Here is a 19,203-nt window from a genome sequence, read left to right on the forward strand (position 1 = left end):
TCGATAATGTCTTGTGAGTGCCCACACAGATTGTCTGATTAAATTGTTAAAGAGCATGCCGACCGGAGTGTTCCTCCGTGTCGTGAGGCTGCGTATCTTACGCTTTCCTCGCTGAGTGTCAAGCCTTTATTTCGGGGCTTGTCGCTCGCTGTCCTCCGCGGCGTGTCTTCGCTCAGCGTCGGTCAGTGGTGGCGCATTATAGGGACTTTTCGGCCCCTGACAATAGTTTTTTTGAAAAAAATTACCGATTGATGATTATTACAACAAATTCTACTTAAGTTGCTAGTTTTTCCAGCGTAAGGAAGCCATAATCTCGTAATACGGGTCGCAGAGCCTCGCTATTTAGGTCTATTTTTGTGCAATAAGCCAAATTATCCGCTGTTGTTAAAAATAAATTATTTTGGTTCTTCACCAACCACACCGTTCTACGCGCAATAGCAGCTCCAGAATCAATCAATCGTGTGCCATCAGGCAAAACTTGTGAAAGCTCTTCTGCAATCAGGGGGAAGTGAGTACAACCTAAGATGACAGTATCTGGCGGTTCTTTCATTCTCAACCACGGTTTGAGAATTTTTTCCAATATTTCCAGTGGGATCTTCTCACCATGCAGCTTTCGTTCGGCTAACTCTACCAGTTCTGCAGAGCCTATAGAATGAACCTGACAATCCGTGGCAAATCTTGTAATTAATTCTTTGGTATAGTCGCGATTGACTGTAGCCCGTGTCGCCAATAATCCTATTACTCGGTTACAAGTCAACTTTGCCGCAGGCTTGATTGCGGGCACAACACCAACAACGGGAAAGGAAAAACGTTCGCGCAATGCCGGCAAACTAACCGTGCTAGCTGTATTACAGGCAATGATGACAATAGCGAGGGGGTGTCTTTTCTGAATTTCATCGACAACCTGAACGACCCGCTCAATGATCACTTCCGCCGTTTTTTCTCCATAAGGAAACGCTTCATTATCGAAAGCATATATATAGTGGAGCTCCGGCAATAATTGTCGAATTTCTTGGTATACAGATAAACCGCCCACACCTGAATCAAAAACTAGAATCGTTGGTCGGGCGGTTTTAGGTAAATCAGAAGTTGTAGCTTCCAGTGAGAAAGTATTCTCGGCCTGGGGTGCGATAGCCATACGCTGTCTCATAATTTTTATCAAACAGATTTGCTATTCTAGCACGGATTGTGAGGTGGTTAGTGATTGGGTATGATGCGCTGATATCCCATAAACTGACGCCACCCAATTTAAGGGGCTTCGGAGGATAAACACTATAATCTGCATCATCGCGCTGACCGATATATTGATAAGTTACTCCCCAATCAATATTGTATAACTCCCAATCTAATTGATATTTAACCTGCTGTTTAGCCCTGCGAGCTAACCGCTTATTATTGCCATCACGCGGATCAACATACTGTAATGTCAATTGGTGCTGGAATATTCCGGTATCCATGGTTCCCGTCCATTCAACACCTTTGATTTTTGCCTTACCAATGTTCTCATAGCGGTTATTGGCAAAATTTATCAATTGTTCAATATCATTATGATAAACAGATAAGCGCCAATTAAGTGGCCCAGTTAATCCTTCAATTCCACCTTCCCACTGTTTACTTTTTTCTGGTTTGAGACTTTCATTTCCCCATTTGCTATAGAGTTGATTCAGTGTCGGAGCCTTAAATGCGGTTCCATACGAGACGATCAACCGATAGCCATCAATGAATTCCCAACCCATGCCAGTTTGCCATGTGGTATTCCAATCATATTCAGAATGACGGTCTGAACGAACAGCACCTTCCAGCGTGACATCATGAATCTTTTGCTGTGTCGTCAAATACAGGCCGGTGTTATCTACGTCTTTTTGTACAGGAATATTATTCGAACCTGCCGCAACCGATTCTCTTTTCCAGTCAACACCACCGCTAATTGCCCCATGACCTACTTGCCATGAGTTTCCCCACTGCACATTGTATTGTTTGGAGTTACTTAGGCTGGAGCCTTTGCCATAACGCCCATATTTGGGATCATAGTTGTAATCTTTGACATGGCTGTAACTGGCAATCCATTGGGCAGAATAAATTCCCTGTGTAAATTGAAGGCCTGCATCATAAGTACGACTGGATAGCTCTCGAGTATCTATCAGCATCTGATTGTAACTATCATAATAGGCATCATAAGCCGTTCGGTTATTCAACCCATGCACACGGGCAAACCCACTGAACTGATCATTAAATTTATGATCAACGCCCAACCACAGCATTTTGCTCATAAAACCATCGCGATCCGGCTGACGATGCCCACCCGTACTGCCACCAGCCACCACATCGAATCCTTTGGTATAGGTATACCCAGCCGCTGCGGTCAATAGGGTATTCTCGCCAAGCTTTTGTTGGGTCGAACCATTATAGTTCTGGTATCCATGCGAGCCGATACCTGCATTCAATGTTGTTCCCTGTTGCTCTCGCTTGGTAATGATATTGATTACCCCACCAATGGCATCAGAACCATATACGGCAGAACGAGCGCCGCGGATATACTCAATTCTCTGCACCATTGAAAGCGGTATCTGGCTATAATCGGCCGCGCCCGTGATACCCGCCTGATTTAAGCGAATACCATCTACTAGCACCAATGTATGATGTGATTCCGTACCTCGAACAAATAAAGAAGCGTGTTGCCCTATTCCCCCATTCTGCGCAATATCAATACTGGGTAGGCGACGTAGGACGTCAACCAAACTGCTGGATTGCCAGCGATCTATCTCTTCGCGGGTTACCACCGTCATTGGTGCTAAAACTGAAGAAATAGGCTGTTTAAAGCGGTTCGCGGTCACCACCAGTGGATCTTGATTATCAGCAGCTGCAAAATGGCTCCAGCTAGAAAACACTGCCACAGAAGCAGCAGATAAAAGGATACGTTTGTTATTTGTCATGAGAGAATGGCATCTAACTATATTGAATCTAGCGAATAAAGTGTCATGCTACGATGAAGGCGGGAGACAGTCCAGAATGACCCCCTATCAAAAAGAGGCTCATGTGCCAGAAAACTGGACATCCTTTGCACTTTCCCTACAATGCCGCTCGGAAATTTTTCTTAACGCGACCATACGAGAACCAGATAATGCAGAATGTCTTGCCAACGGAAGATTATGAAAATCAATTGATGGAAAAGGTCCATCGTCTGAAAGGAATGATGATGCCATTTAGTGCACCTGAGCCTGAGGTTTTCCGTTCCCCTGCATCACATTACAGAATGCGCGCTGAATTCCGCATCTGGCATGAGCAAGATGATCTTTACCACATTATGTTTGACCAGCAGACCAAACAACGTATTCGTATTGATCAATTTCCGGTTGCCAATGAGCTGATTAACCAGATGATGCAGGCAATCATTGCTGGCGTGAAAGATAATTCTCTCTTGCGTCATAAACTGTTTCAAGTGGATTATCTGTCAACCCTCAGCAACAAAATTATTGTCTCTCTGCTTTATCATAAAAAGTTGAATGATGAATGGCGCGAGCATGCCATCACACTACGTGATCAATTAAAAGCGAATGGATTTGATGTTCAGCTGATCGGGCGAGCGTCAAAAACCAAGATCATGCTCGACCATGATTATATTGATGAAGAACTGCCGATTGCGGGTAAAACGATGATTTACCGTCAAGTTGAAAACAGTTTCACTCAGCCGAATGCCAGCATCAATATTCATATGTTGGAATGGGCGATGGGTATTACTAAAGGTGCCAAGGGAGATCTACTTGAGCTATATTGTGGTAATGGCAATTTTTCTCTGGCATTGGCACAGAATTTTGATCGCGTACTGGCGACAGAAATTGCCAAACCTTCGGTTGCTGCCGCGCAATTTAATATTGAAGCGAACCAAATTGATAATGTGCAAATTATCCGTATGTCAGCAGAAGAGTTTACTCAAGCAATGAATGGAGAGCGGGAATTTAACCGACTGCATGGCATTGATCTAAAAAGTTATCGATGTGAAACCATTTTTGTTGATCCTCCACGCAGCGGGTTAGATGATGCAACAGTTAAAATGGTACAGGGATATCCACAGATTCTTTATATTTCCTGTAATCCAGAAACACTTAGCCAGAATCTGGAAACACTGACACAAACCCATAAAATAAGCAGGCTGGCACTCTTTGATCAATTCCCTTATACGCACCATATGGAGTGTGGTGTATTACTGGAAAAACGTAATTAATCGCCATCTACTATAGCTGAAAAACTAGTTGAAAAACCAAAACGCCACAGTAATCAATTTGTGGCGTTGTTCGTTCAGCCGTTATCAGGAAAATAATCAGCCATGGCTTTCTGAAGTGAGAATAGCTTGTTGTTTACGCCCTTTGACCTTTCTGTAAATCCAAAATACTAAAGCAGTATCAATCACGACAGGCAGGAAATTAGAACCAATTTCTGGATACTCCACCCGAATGATGGCGCTGTAAATGAAGATTCCTAAGAAAAAGCAGCCGGCCGCCAACTTTGGTAATCCATCTGCCATTGGATAATTCAAATAACGGTGATGGAGGCAATACAGAGATAATACCAGTGCGATAATCGGGAAAATTGAAAAAGGCACAAGCGAGTTGAAAAATGCTGAGAAAGTTCCGTGTGTTGCCAATCCAACGATAAGAGCCAGCAACATAGTGCTTTTATCTTGGCGGTATTGTTCCATCGTATTATTCTCCTTTCATTATTATTCAAGAGGTTTTAAGGACAGTCTTTTTTTCTTGTTCCCGCCGATACCAATAATAAGCTCCTTTGGAAATCAGGCGGAGTTGCAAAACTAAACGTTCTTCGAGACGACGCCTTTTTTCCTCATCAATATCCAGCGCTTCTGCACCTGCGCTGAATACAATTGTCACCATCGCCTCAGCTTGAATTTCAGTAAAATGACGCGGCATGTGGCTTGCCTGTTCGAGGTAGTCTGCCAGCTCTGCAATAAAATGTTGGATTTCCCGTGCGACAGCCGCACGAAACTCAGCCGATGTACCGGAACGCTCGCGCAGTAATAACCGGAAAGCATTGGGATTGTTGCCGATGAATTCCATGAACGTTGAAACAGAGGTTCGGATGACGCTGCCGCCTTTTGCAATACGCTGACGCGCCTGACGCATTAACTGACGCAACATTAAGCCACTTTCATCCACCATTGTCAGCCCCAGTTCATCCACATCCCGAAAATGCCGATAAAATGAAGTAGGCGCGATACCCGCTTCTCGAGCTACTTCCCGTAGGCTCAAGCTTGTGAAACTCCGCTCAGCACTGAGTTGGCTGAATGCGGCTTCAATCAGGGAACGACGGGTTTTTTCTTTCTGTTTCGCTCTGACACCAGTTACGTTACTCACCACAATCCTGATATATCCATTCGACTATATAATGAAGCAAATATATCAGATTCTGCTGTGTTTGCTGTGATTGTTCTCTTAAAGCTATTATCCCATATTCTCCGGTTTCATTTCTAAGTAATAGGATAAAAACCGTATGGTCATTAGGTTATTACATCAAGTAATGTTAAGATAGAGTTGTTATTTTGTGTAAAAACAGGTCTTTCCTCTATGCAATATACTCATTTTGATGCCATTGTGATTGGCTCTGGTCCCGGAGGGGAAGGAGCAGCAATGGGGCTGGTGAAACAGGGAAAAAACGTTGCAGTTATAGAACGTTATATTAATGTCGGTGGTGGCTGTACCCATTGGGGTACAATTCCATCGAAAGCTCTCCGCCATGCTGTCAGCCGTATTATCGAATTTAATCAAAACCCCCTCTATAGTGATAACTCCCGCATTCTCCGTTCCTCATTTTCTGAAATCCTGCGCCATGCTGACGTTGTCATTAGCCAGCAAACCAAAATGCGTCAGGATTTTTATGAACGCAATCGGTGCCAAATGTTTGCGGGCGAGGCAACATTCATTGATGAACATCGTGTAAGCGTCCGTTATGCCGATGATAGTGTTGATATATTAAGTGCAGATAAGATAATCATTGCTACTGGTTCCCGCCCTTACTGCCCTCCCGATGTTGATTTCACTCACTCCCGTATTTATAACAGCGACACCATCCTGCAACTGGATCATGAACCACGCCACGTTATCATTTACGGCGCGGGAGTGATTGGCTGTGAATATGCTTCTATCTTCCGAGGGCTGGGCGTTAAGGTGGATTTGATCAATACCCGTGATAATCTGCTGTCTTTTCTTGATCAAGAGATGTCTGATGCCCTGTCCTATCATTTCTGGAATAGCGGTACTGTCATCCGCCATAACGAAGAATATGAAAAAATTGAAGGTCTTGATGATGGCGTGATTGTTCATCTGAAATCCGGCAAAAAGGTCAAGGCAGACTGTCTACTGTATGCCAATGGCCGCACCGGCAATACAGATAAGCTAGGGTTGGAAAATGTCGGGCTGGAAACAGACAGCCGTGGTTTACTGAAAGTGAATCGCGTCTATCAGAGCAGCAATGAAAACATTTACGCTGTTGGCGATGTCATCGGCTATCCGAGTCTAGCTTCTGCTGCGTATGATCAGGGGCGCATTGCTGCAAAAGCTATCATGACCGGAAGCGCCAACCTACATCTGGTGGAAGATATTCCAACAGGGATTTATACCATTCCTGAAATCAGTTCAGTCGGTAAAACCGAGCAGCAACTCACTGCGATGAAAATCCCGTATGAGGTAGGACGCGCCCAATTCAAACATCTGGCAAGGGCGCAAATTGCCGGTATGAATGTTGGCAGTATAAAGATTCTATTCCATCGTGAGACAAAACAGATTCTGGGCATCCACTGTTTTGGCGAACGTGCCGCAGAGATCATCCATATCGGCCAAGCCATTATGGAACAAAAAGGAGAAGGCAATACTATCGAATATTTCGTCAATACTACCTTCAATTATCCAACAATGGCAGAAGCTTACCGTGTTGCTGCACTCAATGGGTTAAATCGGTTATTTTGATGTTTTTCCAAAAACTTCGAAATAGTCACCCATTTTAGCCCGAATCGCCTCTGCCAATTGCTCATAGCGACCGCGCAGAGGTGAGCCAGGGCGATAAACCAAGATAATCGTACGCTCTGGCTCTGGTTCGATACATTCCAGGTAGCAGACACCATCGCGTTTTCTCTCTTTTGGAACAGCCAAATCAGGCAACAATGTAATCCCACTGCCTGCTGATACCATATTACGCAGGGTTTCCAGGCTGGTTGCCCTAAAATGAGTATCTTCTTTAGCTCCTGCCTGAAAACAGAAGCCCATCGCCTGATCACGCAAACAATGTCCGTCTTCCAGCATTAATAATTTTTCGCCGGCAAGCTCTTCCATCTTGATATGCGTCCTATTCGCCCATCTGTGCCCTTCATAAATCGCTAGTTTCATCGGTTCTTCAAAGAGTGGCACTTCAATGAACGCTTCGGTTTCTTTTACCAAAGCCAGAATAGCACAATCGAGTTTTCCGCTATCGAGTTGCGCCAGCAGGTTCTGAGTCTGAGCCTCATGTAAATACATTTCCAGCTTGGGGAATAGCTTATGCAACTCAGGAATGATAAGAGGCAAGATATAGGGACCGACGGTGGGGATAAGGCCGATATGCAGAGGGCCAGACATGCTTTCACCTTGAAGAGAGGCCATTTCCTGCAAGACTTTCACTTCTCGCAATACCGTTTTGGCCTGCTCCACCAGCAACATTCCCTGTTGGGTGAACAGCACTTTACGACTGGTGCGCTCTAGCAGCATCACGCCCAACTCATCTTCAAGTTTGCGGATTTGCCCACTCAGTGTCGGTTGGCTAACATGACAAGAATCAGCGGCTCGGCGGAAATGCCGGTATTCGGCAAGCGCTACAAGGTATTCCAGATCGCGGATATTCATTCCCAACCTCAGTATTTGATATCAATGATAGAATTGATCAATAAATCATTATATGCATGAGGGAATAAAACTATCAAATGCTTGTGATTTCAGGCGTTTTTTATCGAAATACCTTATGAGAAATCAAAAAAATTATTATTAGAAAGCTGCCCCATATTTATGGCTGAATAGACATTCAGCGACTTATTCCCTGACCTGTCGGCCGAATGCTACTGATATTCTCGTTCACTCAACACCTTAAACGCCGTATCAAATTCATCAAAAAAATTACTATGACATCATCCTTTCATTTATGGCCAGTAAACTCACAATATTCCTCTTCAGAAATCAGCACCGCTTTACCAAAAGATTTGTTATAACTTAATACAGAAAAACCTGCCGGATTGGGCAGGCTTATAGTATGTTCTCAGGCTAATCCATTGTTAACCGCTGTTTAACCTCTGCAATCGCCTGTGCCACCTGTTTCTGTGATACACCACCTTTTGCCAGCCGTTTATCCAAACAGGATTGCAGCGATAAAACGTCATACACATCTAGCGAAATAGCTTCACTGAATTTTTGCAGTTCAAACAAAGACAGTTCTTCCAGTGCCTTACCTTCCGCTATGACCGCAATCACCACTTCACCAACAATATGGTGTGCTTCACGAAATGGGACACCTTTTGCTACCAGATAATCCGCCAGTTCAGTCGCGTTGGCATAACCCTGTTTTGCCGCTTCCTCACAGCGCCCGCGTTGCACCTGAATGCCATCCAGCACCAGCACCGCCATATGCAGGCAACCCCGCCATGTATCCAGCGCATCAAACAGACCTTCTTTATCTTCCTGCATATCTTTGTTATAAGCGAGGGGAAGCCCTTTCAGCGTTATCATCATGCCCGTCAATGCGCCCTGAACCCGGCCACATTTGCCACGAATAAGCTCCAGTGCATCAGGGTTTTTCTTTTGCGGCATCAGGGAAGAGCCGGAAGTTACCCGATCTGATAACTCAATAAAGCCCGCTTCTCCACTGTTAAAGAAAATCAGGTCTTCAGCAAAGCGTGAAAGGTGGATCATGCTGATACTGGCATCTGACAACAGCTCCAAAACATAATCCCGATCGGAAACGCTATCCAGACTATTACGTGTTGCCGAGGCAAAACCGAGCCATGACGCTAATTGTTCACGATCGATATCATAGGCTGTTCCCGCCAGTGCGCCACAGCCCAATGGGCTGACATCCAGCCGTTTCAGTGCATCTTGCAGGCGGCTCTCATCACGACCCAGCATTTCGGCATAGGCGAGGCACCAATGAGCGAAAGTGACTGGCTGCGCCCTCTGCAAATGGGTATAACCGGGCATCACCGCATCTTGATTATTCTCCGCCGTAATCACCAGCGCCTGTTGCAGCTCCACAAGTGCCTGCTGAATATCGGCTATCTGATCCTTGCACCACAGTTTCAGATCAGTTGCGACCTGATCGTTACGGCTACGACCTGTGTGGAGTTTTTTACCCAAATCGCCTACTTTTGCGATAAGTTGCCCTTCCACCCAGCTATGAATATCTTCCGCATCGCTTTGCAAAATGGCCTTGGGGTTGGCCCGCACTTCACCCAGTAACTCATTCAGCGCCAGTTCCAGTTTCTGCTGTTCTTCGGAAGTCAATACTCCCACCGTAACCAGCGCCTTTGACCATGCAACAGAACCAATAATATCCTGCTCCGCCAAACGATAATCAAAACGCAGAGAATCGTTAAATTGTTTGAATCGCTGATCGGCTTCCTGACTGAAACGTCCGCCCCAAAGTGCCATATGTCGTTCCTGTTTTCTCTGTTTAATAAGGTTAATTGCCCAGAAATTATTTTTTGCTGTTCAATGTACGAATACGTGAAGAAAGCGAATAGAGGCGAATGAACCCTTCTGCATGGCGGTGATCGTAGACTTCATCTTCTCCAAAAGTAGCGAATTCTTCAGAATAGAGACTGTATGTCGATTTTTTCTGTTCAGCGGTCACCTGGCCTTTATACAGCTTTAAGACCACTTCCCCACTGACACTGTCAGCCAACGTTTCCGCAGCAGCCTGAATCGACTGGCGCAATGGCGCAAACCAACGACCATCGTAGACGACATAGGACATTTCCAACCCCAATTGCTGACGCCATTTGAAGCTGTCGCGATCCAACACCAACTGCTCAATTCCCCGCAATGCGGCCATCATGATGGTTCCGCCCGGTGTTTCATAACAACCACGGGATTTCATGCCTACCAAACGGTTTTCCACAATGTCGATCCGGCCGATACCATGTTTGGCTCCCAGTTCATTTAATGCATTAATGCATTGATAGGGTGACAGCACCTTACCATTCACGCCAACCACCTCACCTTTTTCAACCGTGACAGTGACATATTCTGGCTCATTCGGCGCATCTTCTGGCTCTGCTGTCCACACCCAGCAATCTTTATTGGCAGCATTCCATGTACTTTCCAATACCCCACCTTCGGTTGAGATATGCCATGCGTTTTCGTCACGGCTGTAAATTTTTTCCAGCGTGGCGGTGGTGGGAATATCGCGGACTTTCAGATAATCAAGCAGAGCCTCACGGGAACGCAGATCCCATTCACGCCACGGAGCAACCACTTTCAGATGCGGCGCTAACGCAGTGTAAGTACTTTCAAACCGAACCTGATCGTTACCTTTGCCCGTTGCACCGTGAGCTACAGCATCAGCTCCCACTTTCAGCGCCAGTTCGACCTGTGCCTTGGCAATAATTGGGCGTGCCATTGATGTACCAAGCAAATAGCTGCCTTCATACAGTGCGCCCGTTTTCAGTACGGGATAAACATACTCTTTGATGAACTCTTCACGCAGGTCGATAACGTGACATTCCGACGCACCAGATCGCAACGCTTTCTGCTCCACACCTTCCAGATCTTCGCGGCTTTGACCAACGTCAGCAACAAACGCGACAACTTCACAATTGCCATAATGTTCTTTCAACCAAGGAATAATCGCAGATGTATCTAAACCACCAGAATATGCTAGAACGATTTTTTTAATGCTTTTAGTCATAGGGATAACCTTTTATTTTTGTTCATCTCAGCCAAATACTGTGCCACTAATCGGTAAAACCAAGCCAATTACGCCGAAATTCGCGTACCGGTGGGTATGCCATTAAATAATGCAATCAATTGATCCGTATGTCGCCAACTTGCAATATCAACCGGATGCCCCAGCGTTTTTGCCGCTTCCAAGGCCGCATTAACTTTCACAATCATGCCATTGGTTATGATTCCATGCTCAATGAGCTGTTTTATTTTTTCTGCTGTCAGCTCTGGGATTTTCTGACCTTTTCCATCCAAAATACCGCTGACATCAGACAGAAAAGCCAGATCCGCATTTAACACCTGCGCAATAGCGGTTGCCGCCTGATCTGCATTCACATTCATCAGCTCACCCTCTTCGGTGATGCCAATAGAGCTGATAATTGGCATGTAACCGACATCCAGCAAAATTTTCAGGAGATCGGGTTTACCCGGATGAGCCTTTCCAGTGTGACCGAATTCCTCATCAAACGGGGAAACTCGCACCACACCACCATCTCCCAGACACAATCCAATCGCCGGCAATCGGTATTTTGTCGCGCAAGCCAGCAGTGTCTTATTAGCAGTTCCTGCCAATGTCCCCGTAACGATATTAATCTGATCTGCTGGCGTTACCCGCAGGCCTTGTTTCTTCACAATCGGTAGCTGCAATCTCTGCATCAGTTCATCAACCAAACAGCCACCGCCATGTACAATGACTAACGGGCGCTTATGCGTCTTCCGATATGACTGCAATGTGGAAAACAACCGCGCCAGCGCTTCTTCGCTGTCTAACAACACACCACCCAATTTGATAACTAACGGCTCCATCGGATTTATCCTCTGTCGGTATTAAAGTCTGCCGGAATTAAAGCAATGCCTGAGTTTCTGCAAACCCAAAACGAATATTCATGCACTGTACTGCTTGTGCTGCCGCGCCTTTCAACAAATTATCCTCAGCCCCGACAATGATCAGATGCTGTCCTTGAACAGCAAAACCAATATCGCAGAATGGCAAACCCACGACGGCTTTCAATGCCGGCATACCTTCCGTGTATAGACGCACCAACGGTTTATCATGATACGCCTGCTGGTAGACTTCCCTAATTTGCTCTTCTGTTACGCCTGATTTCAACTTGCAGGTGATCGTGGCGAGAATACCGCGCGAGAAATTACCCAGATGAGGGGTAAAAATGACTTCGGTGCCTAAATGTGCCGCGATCTCGGGTTGATGACGATGATTAAAAACCCCGTAAGGCTGCAAACTGACTTCACAAAAACTGTTGTTAATTGTTGCTTTCCGCCCTGCTCCACTGACACCACTGACAGCATTGATGACGGGCCATTGTTCAGTATCCAGCAGATTTTTTTCCAGCAAAGGCTTCAATGAAAGCTGAGAGACGGTGGGATAACAGCCGGGAACTGCGATCAACTGGGCAGTCTTGATTTTTTCCGCCTGCCATTCCGCCAGCCCGTAAACTGCCTGATCGAGCCAAGCCGTATTTTTATGCTCGAACCCATAGTATTTTGAATAAAACTGTGTATTTTGTACGCGATAGGCTCCGGATAAATCGAAGACGGTACAACCTGCTTGTAGAAATATCGGCACAATATCATGGCTGACTTCATGGGCAGTGGCGAGGAAGACGACATCAATACCATTCACTGCTTCAGCCACATCAGTCAGCGGCTGTAAAGGTAAATCAACAATGCCCTTGTACTGCGGGTAGAGATCTGAAAAACATTTCCCCGCATCTGAACTTTGAGACGAAACCATTAAGCCAGAGAGATGGACATGGAGATGACGTTGCAGATATGCTGCTAACTCTGCTCCGGTATAGCCACTGGCACCAACTATCAGCGTATTCAACATGGGACTTATTCACCTTGTAGTAGTAACCCAATCACATTACTGCATTTATATTCAGTTATAATGCATGAATATTGATACTATCATGAGTAAGGGCTGTCAACAGTGAATATTAAATTACCATCATTTATTAAATTATATCATCAGCTCATTGCCACACCTTCCATCAGCGCAACCGATGCTGAACTGGACCAAAGCAATGAAATATTAATCAACCTGCTGGCTGGCTGGTTGAAAGACCTTGGTTTTAACATTGAAATTCAGCCAGTTCCTGAAACCCGTGGCAAGTTCAATATGCTGGCAACATTGGGTAGTGGTTCTGGAGGTTTACTGTTATGTGGTCATACAGATACGGTGCCATTCGATGAAGGGCGCTGGACACAAGATCCCTTCACACTGACCGAGCGGGATAACAAATTTTATGGCCTTGGCACCGCCGATATGAAAGGCTTCTTTGCTTTTATCATTGATGCACTGCGAGATATTGATGCCAGCAAGTTATCGCATCCTCTTTACATTCTGGCCACCGCAGATGAAGAAACATCGATGGCAGGTGCGCGTTATTTTGCTGCCAATACCGCCATTCGGCCTGATTTCGCCATTATTGGCGAACCAACATCGTTACAGCCTATCCATGCGCATAAAGGACACTTGGCTCATATTATCCGCATTGAGGGAAAATCCGGCCATTCCAGCGATCCCGCACGCGGTGTCAACGCACTTGAACTCATGCACGAATCCATCACGCAACTGATGGAATTACGCACTACCTTGCAGGAACGCTATCACAATCCAGCATTTGTTATTCCTCATCCAACTATGAATTTCGGCCATATTCACGGTGGTGATGCCGCAAACCGCATCTGCGCCTGCTGTGAACTGCATATGGATATTCGCCCGCTGCCCGGATTGACCTTGCAGGATATGGACGAATTACTGCATAAAGCACTAGAGCCGGTGAAACAGCGCTGGCCGGGACGTTTAAGCGTTACCCCTCTCCACCCTCCCATTCCGGGTTATCAATGCCCGACCGATCACAAATTGGTTAGCGTGATCGAAAATTTGTTGGGAGCGAAAGCAGAAACCGTCAATTATTGTACGGAAGCGCCTTTTATTCAGGAATTGTGTCCGACATTAGTCTTGGGGCCAGGATCAATTGAACAGGCACACCAGCCCGATGAATTTTTAGGTATGGAATTTATTGAGCCGACCAAAAAATTGATTTCACAGCTGGTTGAGCATTTTTGCCTGCAAGCCCATTAACTTTACGATTATTTTTACTCTACAATTGGGAGAGAATATCCAGTAAAAGTTTTAACCTCGATAAGTGCATCGGGGTTTTTCGCTATTTTCCGGCAAAAAAATCGCACAAAACTTCATTAATTCCTCTCAGCATCACTCATAATCCGCATAGCTCCGTTCACAGGCCAATTAAATCAGGCGTTTCTCTTGCTCTGCCCAACATGAATTTCTTTCCTGATCATTTTGAATATTCCTCATTTCGGATAAGTCACTTTGCTGTTGACTAAACATATTGCTTCGCTCATTCTATTTAGACATCTAAACGTATAGACATGTAAACACTTAAGCATCTAAACGTAAGCGGATCAAAATATTCCGCTGATTTACGAGGACACAGGGTATGAGTTTTTTTCACGCTAATCAGCGAGAAGCGCTGAATCAGAATTTGGCTGAGCTTGAAGGGCAGATTCGTGTTTCTTTTGAGTTCTTTCCACCCAGCACGACTGCGATGGAGCAAACCCTGTGGAAATCCATCGAACGCTTAAGCAAACTGAAGCCTAAATTTGTCTCCGTAACCTATGGTGCCAATTCCGGTGAACGTAGCCGCACTCATAGCATCATCAAGGGCATTAAAGACAAAACCGGCCTTGATGCTGCCCCTCACTTGACTTGTATTGATGCCAACCGTGAAGAACTGCGTAATATTGCTCACGATTATTGGGAGAGTGGTATTCGCCACATTGTGGCATTGCGCGGTGATTTACCCGATAGCAACGGGAAACCGGAAATGTATGGTGCCGACTTAGTTGAACTCTTAAAAAAAGAAGCGGATTTTGATATCTCCGTTGCTGCTTACCCAGAAGTGCATCCTGAAGCGAAAAGCGCTCAGTCGGATCTGATTAACCTGAAACGCAAAATTGATGCCGGAGCAAATCGCGCCATTACCCAATTCTTTTTTGATGTGGAAAGTTACCTGCGTTTTCGCGACCGCTGTGTTGCAACGGGAATTGATGTGGAAATTGTGCCGGGGATTCTGCCCGTCTCGAACTTCCGTCAGTTACAGCGGTTTTCCACAATGACTAACGTCCGTATTCCAAGCTGGATGACCAGAATGTTTGAGGGACTGGATGATGATCCGGAAAGCCGCAATTTAGTTGGCGCATCGATTGCGATGGACATGGTGAAAATTCTCAGCCGCGAAGGGGTGAAAGATTTCCATTTTTATACTCTGAATCGGGCAGAATTAAGTTACGCTATCTGCCATACGCTGGGAGTTCGTCCTTGTTGATTGTTGATAGAATTAACAGACGCTGGGCTAATTGGGATTCGGCATTATCTATGGGTTGCAAAAATTGCTTGGTTAGCCAAATAAATAGCTTAGACAATCGCTGTGATATTGACTGAAAGATTGGATAGTTAACAATAAGCAGCACTGATACTGCTTATTGTTATGACTCTACTGAGATAAGGCTTCTTTACTGATAACAATCAGACGGTGACGATGTAAGTCAGTATCGCCTCCCCAACAGAAAGCATCCCATCTTTCAAGTAATTCGTCCATATTTGATACTGCCATTAGTGGGCGATCCATTTCGCCGCCGTCAGATACATAAACGTAATAGCCAACAGACATTGCCCAAGCAATCATGATCTGCCAAAAACGTTTACCATCACCTGTTTGTTCTTCATCTGTCACGATAATATTGTAATTTTCAAGCAAAAATCTAAAGAATCGTCTGGGAAAACCACCAACGGCATCTTGATGTTCAGGACTGAAGGTGCGCCATACCATTATTTGGGTACAGGTTTCTTTATCAATCACAATATCTTTGCGAAAAATCAGTTTAACGGCATATACCGTTTCAGGCTTCGCATCTTTTGTGATCATGCGGTATTGATCTTGCTTCAGCGACTTAACGAAGCGATATCCATGCGGTACAACAAAATCAGGGAAAGCAAAGTCCCTCACACCATTTCCAAGAAAGGAAATTGTATGGTCTACATTCTTTTCTGAAATACGCAATTTGCGGTTAAAATCCACATCCTCAATCAAATATGGCATCGAAATGTTCCATTTTTTGTTTTTATTACTCATATTTTGTCCTCCGCATGTTGGACAATCAGCTCATCGATTATACATATATTGATAAAATTTGCGTAATTTCCCATCATTACAAGTTACGCCATCTACATATACTGAACGTAATTAGACATCAACATACTACCCACCAATATTGAAGTCAGTATTAATAAGGCAATAAGGATTCCAGTAAGACCCTGTCCGATAAAAAATTCTATAAAAAAGCCGAACAGTTCCCCATTCAGCTTTCTTCATTCAGAAAATCAAAAGCTAGCCGGTATTGCGCATCCCTGCCGCAACCCCCGCAATCGTCACCATTAATGCTTGTTCAAGGTGCGGATCTGGCTGTTCCTGCTGGCGGGAGCGCTGTAATAGTTCTGCCTGTAACACGTTCAGCGGGTCGGTATATACGTTACGCAACGCAATAGACTCCGCAATCCACGGTAAATCCGCCATTAATTGTTCATCCTGCGAAATCGTCAGCACAGTTTTAATATCCTCTGCCAACTGATTACGCAACGTTATTCCCAACGACCACAGTTTTTTATCCACCAAGCGTTGATCATAATATTCCGCCAGCCATAAATCGGCCTTGGCAAATACCATCTCCAACATGGCAATACGAGTATTAAAGAAAGGCCAATCGCGGCACATATCTGCCAATACCGACAGTTTGCCCGCATCAATCACATGTTGCAGCGCTGCTCCTGCGCCCAACCATGCTGGCAACATCAGGCGGTTTTGCGTCCAAGCGAATATCCAAGGGATCGCCCGCAGGCTTTCTACACCGCCGGTCGGACGACGCTTGGCAGGCCGTGACCCCAAAGGCAGTTTCGCCAATTCCTGTTCTGGCGTCGCCGCTCGGAAGTAAGGTACGAATTCTGGCTGCTCACGGACGTAATCACGATACATGTCACAGGAAACATCAGAGAGCGTATCCATGACTTGCTTCCATTCCGGTTTTGGCTCTGGCGGTGGCAGTAAATTTGCTTCCAAAATTGCACTGGCATACAACGCCAGACTGCTAATCGTCACCTGTGGCAAACCAAACTTAAAGCGGATCATTTCGCCCTGTTCCGTCACGCGCAGCCCACCTTTCAGACTGCCCGGCGGCTGAGAAAGTAAAGCGGAATGTGCCGGAGCACCACCACGACCAATCGTACCGCCACGGCCGTGGAACAGCGTCAGCGTTACGCCTTCCTGCTCACACACTTTGATCAACGCATCCTGCGCTCGATATTGCGCCCATGATGCCGCCATCACTCCCGCATCTTTGGCGGAGTCGGAATAGCCAATCATTACCATCTGCTTATCCTGAATCAGCTCGCGATACCAGCCGATTCCCAGTAATTGCTGGATCACACTTTCCGCATTGTTCAGGTCATCAAGGGTTTCAAACAACGGTGCAACAGGCAATTTCAGTGAGCAACCCGCTTCTTTCAGTAGCAACTTCACGGCCAGTACATCCGAGGGGACTTTCGCCATAGAAATTACATAGGCTGCTATCGCATCTTGTGGCGATTCGGCAATGACCTTACAGGTTTCGAAGACTTCTAGGGTTTCTTCACTCGGCTGCCAACGATGCGGAATAAGCGGACGTTTTGAATTCAGTTCACGCAGCAGAAAAGTTTGTTTCTCCGTTTCTGACCAGCTCGCATAATCTCCGAACTCCAGATATTGGGTCAGCTCTGCAATGGCATCGGTATGGCGGGTGCTTTCCTGACGGATATCAATACGCACCAACGACAGACCAAAGCAGCGAATGCGGCGCAAGGTATCCAACAATTGGCCATTGGCGATAATTTCCATACCGCAGGTTTTCAGTGATTGATAGCAGGCATACAGCGGTTGCCACAATTGTTCGTTATGCAGCAGCAAATCCGCAGGGGGCAGGACTTGCTCTCCTTTAAGGTGTTTCTCCAGATACGTCAGCGTGCTATTTAATTGCGTCCGCAATTGTTTGGCAATTTCACGGTAAGGTTCCAGCACCCCATCACCACCCGCAAACTGGCGCAGTTCAGGTGTACACTCCGACATGGAGAGTTCAGAAACTAACACCTGAATATCTTTCAAAAACAGATCCGCTGCTTTCCAGCGACTGAGCAACAGTACATGGCGAGTAATTTCTGCGGTAACGTTGGGATTCCCATCACGATCGCCGCCCATCCAAGAAGTGAAACGAATCGGCACGGCTTCCACGGGTAAGCTATAGCCAATGGATTCTTCCAATTGCTCATTGAATTCACGCAGAAATGCAGGAACACCTTCCCACAAACTATTTTCCACCACCGCAAATCCCCATTTGGCTTCATCAATCGGAGTGGGCCGAATTTTGCGGATTTCATCGGTATGCCATGATTGGGCAATCAACTGACGTAAACGGCGCATGATATTATTGCGTTCATAATCCGCCAGATCATCATGGTCAAGCTGTGCCAGACAGGCATTCACTTCGACCAGTTTATGAATCAGAGTACGACGGGCAATTTCGGTAGGGTGTGCCGTCAAGACCAATTCAATGGCAAGTTCATTGACTGCGTTGATCAAGTCATCATTGCTGAATTTTTTATCTTTCAGCCGATTGAATAAGGCCTCTAGCGCTACAGGATTGCTGGCCGCTTCACCATGCGGTGAAATGCTGTGATATTGCTCGGCAACGTTGGCCAGATTAAGAAACTGGTTAAAGGCCCGAGCAACCGGCAATAACTCATCATTGGATAAATTTTGCAGTGTAGACAAAAGTTGCTGCCGATCAGCCTCGTTTCCTGCACGGGATGATTTGGATAATTTCCTTATCGTTTCAACTTTATCAAGAATGCCTTCTCCCAGTGCTTCTTTGATAGTGTTACCCAATAACTTACCAAGCATACTGACATTACTGCGCATTGCAGAATATTGTTGATTCATGTGGTTTCTGACCTTGTGTTGCTGTATTTAACCTATTTCACCCGATCGTTGATCGATTCAATCGGCATCCACCCTGTTTGCAGAGCATGTTTTTTTGTTTATTTCTGAGGCTCTATTCATATCAGAAAACGAACAATTTGGGCGAATTTTATGAAATT

General features: G+C 45.6%; 15 protein-coding genes. 4 read left to right on the forward strand and 11 right to left on the reverse strand.

The window, feature by feature from the left end:
• Positions 1-274: 274 nt before the first annotated feature.
• Both murI and btuB read right to left on the reverse strand, forming a co-directional pair.
• Positions 275-1,138, reverse strand: a complete 864-nt coding sequence (gene murI, locus PSI22_RS01305) for a glutamate racemase (protein ID WP_273578018.1) — start codon at positions 1,136-1,138, stop codon at positions 275-277.
• Complete coding sequence (btuB, locus tag PSI22_RS01310) at positions 1,083-2,933, reverse strand: TonB-dependent vitamin B12 receptor BtuB (RefSeq protein ID WP_273578020.1); 1,851 nt, start codon at positions 2,931-2,933, stop codon at positions 1,083-1,085. Before btuB ends, murI begins: the two co-directional genes overlap by 56 nt.
• Positions 2,934-3,121: 188 nt before the next feature.
• Between btuB and trmA the strand changes: the two genes are divergently transcribed.
• Positions 3,122-4,222 carry a tRNA (uridine(54)-C5)-methyltransferase TrmA gene (gene trmA, locus PSI22_RS01315; protein ID WP_273578021.1) on the forward strand — a complete coding sequence of 367 codons (1,101 nt, stop codon included), beginning with the start codon at positions 3,122-3,124 and terminating at the stop codon, positions 4,220-4,222.
• A gap of 96 nt (positions 4,223-4,318) precedes the next feature.
• Here the strand turns inward: trmA and PSI22_RS01320 are convergent, their stop codons facing one another.
• Complete coding sequence (locus PSI22_RS01320) at positions 4,319-4,696, reverse strand: YijD family membrane protein (protein WP_273578023.1); 378 nt, start codon at positions 4,694-4,696, stop codon at positions 4,319-4,321.
• Positions 4,697-4,721: 25 nt separating this feature from the next.
• On the reverse strand, positions 4,722-5,369 hold the full coding sequence (gene fabR / locus PSI22_RS01325; RefSeq protein ID WP_273578025.1) for an HTH-type transcriptional repressor FabR: 648 nt from the start codon (positions 5,367-5,369) through the stop codon (positions 4,722-4,724).
• A gap of 210 nt (positions 5,370-5,579) precedes the next feature.
• On the opposite strand from fabR, the gene sthA reads away from it, so the two are divergent.
• Positions 5,580-6,977 carry a Si-specific NAD(P)(+) transhydrogenase gene (gene sthA / locus PSI22_RS01330; RefSeq protein WP_273578027.1) on the forward strand — a complete coding sequence of 466 codons (1,398 nt, stop codon included), beginning with the start codon at positions 5,580-5,582 and terminating at the stop codon, positions 6,975-6,977.
• Here sthA and oxyR read toward each other — a convergent pair.
• From oxyR to argC, 5 genes are all read right to left on the reverse strand, one after another.
• Positions 6,969-7,886 carry a DNA-binding transcriptional regulator OxyR gene (gene oxyR / locus PSI22_RS01335; protein WP_038197738.1) on the reverse strand — a complete coding sequence of 306 codons (918 nt, stop codon included), beginning with the start codon at positions 7,884-7,886 and terminating at the stop codon, positions 6,969-6,971. The genes sthA and oxyR overlap by 9 nt on opposite strands.
• 411 nt (positions 7,887-8,297) lie before the next feature.
• Entirely contained in the window at positions 8,298-9,677 is a 1,380-nt protein-coding gene (gene argH, locus PSI22_RS01340; protein ID WP_273578031.1) for an argininosuccinate lyase, read from the reverse strand.
• 46 nt (positions 9,678-9,723) lie between these two features.
• Complete coding sequence (locus tag PSI22_RS01345; RefSeq protein WP_273578033.1) at positions 9,724-10,935, reverse strand: argininosuccinate synthase; 1,212 nt, start codon at positions 10,933-10,935, stop codon at positions 9,724-9,726.
• A gap of 68 nt (positions 10,936-11,003) precedes the next feature.
• Positions 11,004-11,777, reverse strand: a complete 774-nt coding sequence (gene argB, locus PSI22_RS01350) for an acetylglutamate kinase (protein WP_273578035.1) — start codon at positions 11,775-11,777, stop codon at positions 11,004-11,006.
• Positions 11,778-11,814: 37 nt separating this feature from the next.
• Positions 11,815-12,819: an N-acetyl-gamma-glutamyl-phosphate reductase gene (gene argC, locus PSI22_RS01355; RefSeq protein WP_273578037.1), complete on the reverse strand. Its 1,005-nt coding sequence runs from the start codon at positions 12,817-12,819 to the stop codon at positions 11,815-11,817.
• Between the two features lie 102 nt (positions 12,820-12,921).
• Here argC and argE point away from each other — a divergent pair, with 102 nt between their 5' ends.
• Positions 12,922-14,079, forward strand: coding sequence for an acetylornithine deacetylase (gene argE / locus PSI22_RS01360; protein ID WP_273578039.1), 1,158 nt, complete (start codon positions 12,922-12,924; stop codon positions 14,077-14,079).
• 379 nt (positions 14,080-14,458) lie between these two features.
• Complete coding sequence (metF, locus tag PSI22_RS01365; RefSeq protein ID WP_273578042.1) at positions 14,459-15,346, forward strand: methylenetetrahydrofolate reductase; 888 nt, start codon at positions 14,459-14,461, stop codon at positions 15,344-15,346.
• 168 nt (positions 15,347-15,514) lie between these two features.
• Here the strand turns inward: metF and PSI22_RS01370 are convergent, their stop codons facing one another.
• Both PSI22_RS01370 and ppc read right to left on the reverse strand, forming a co-directional pair.
• On the reverse strand, positions 15,515-16,153 hold the full coding sequence (locus tag PSI22_RS01370) for a hypothetical protein (RefSeq protein ID WP_273578044.1): 639 nt from the start codon (positions 16,151-16,153) through the stop codon (positions 15,515-15,517).
• Positions 16,154-16,408: 255 nt separating this feature from the next.
• Positions 16,409-19,045 (reverse strand): phosphoenolpyruvate carboxylase, encoded by a 2,637-nt coding sequence (gene ppc / locus PSI22_RS01375; RefSeq protein WP_273578046.1) that lies wholly within the window; start codon positions 19,043-19,045, stop codon positions 16,409-16,411.
• Positions 19,046-19,203: the final 158 nt, after the last annotated feature.

Origin of the sequence: Xenorhabdus aichiensis, from assembly GCF_028598775.1 — a bacterium.
GTDB lineage: Bacteria > Pseudomonadota > Gammaproteobacteria > Enterobacterales > Enterobacteriaceae > Xenorhabdus > Xenorhabdus bovienii.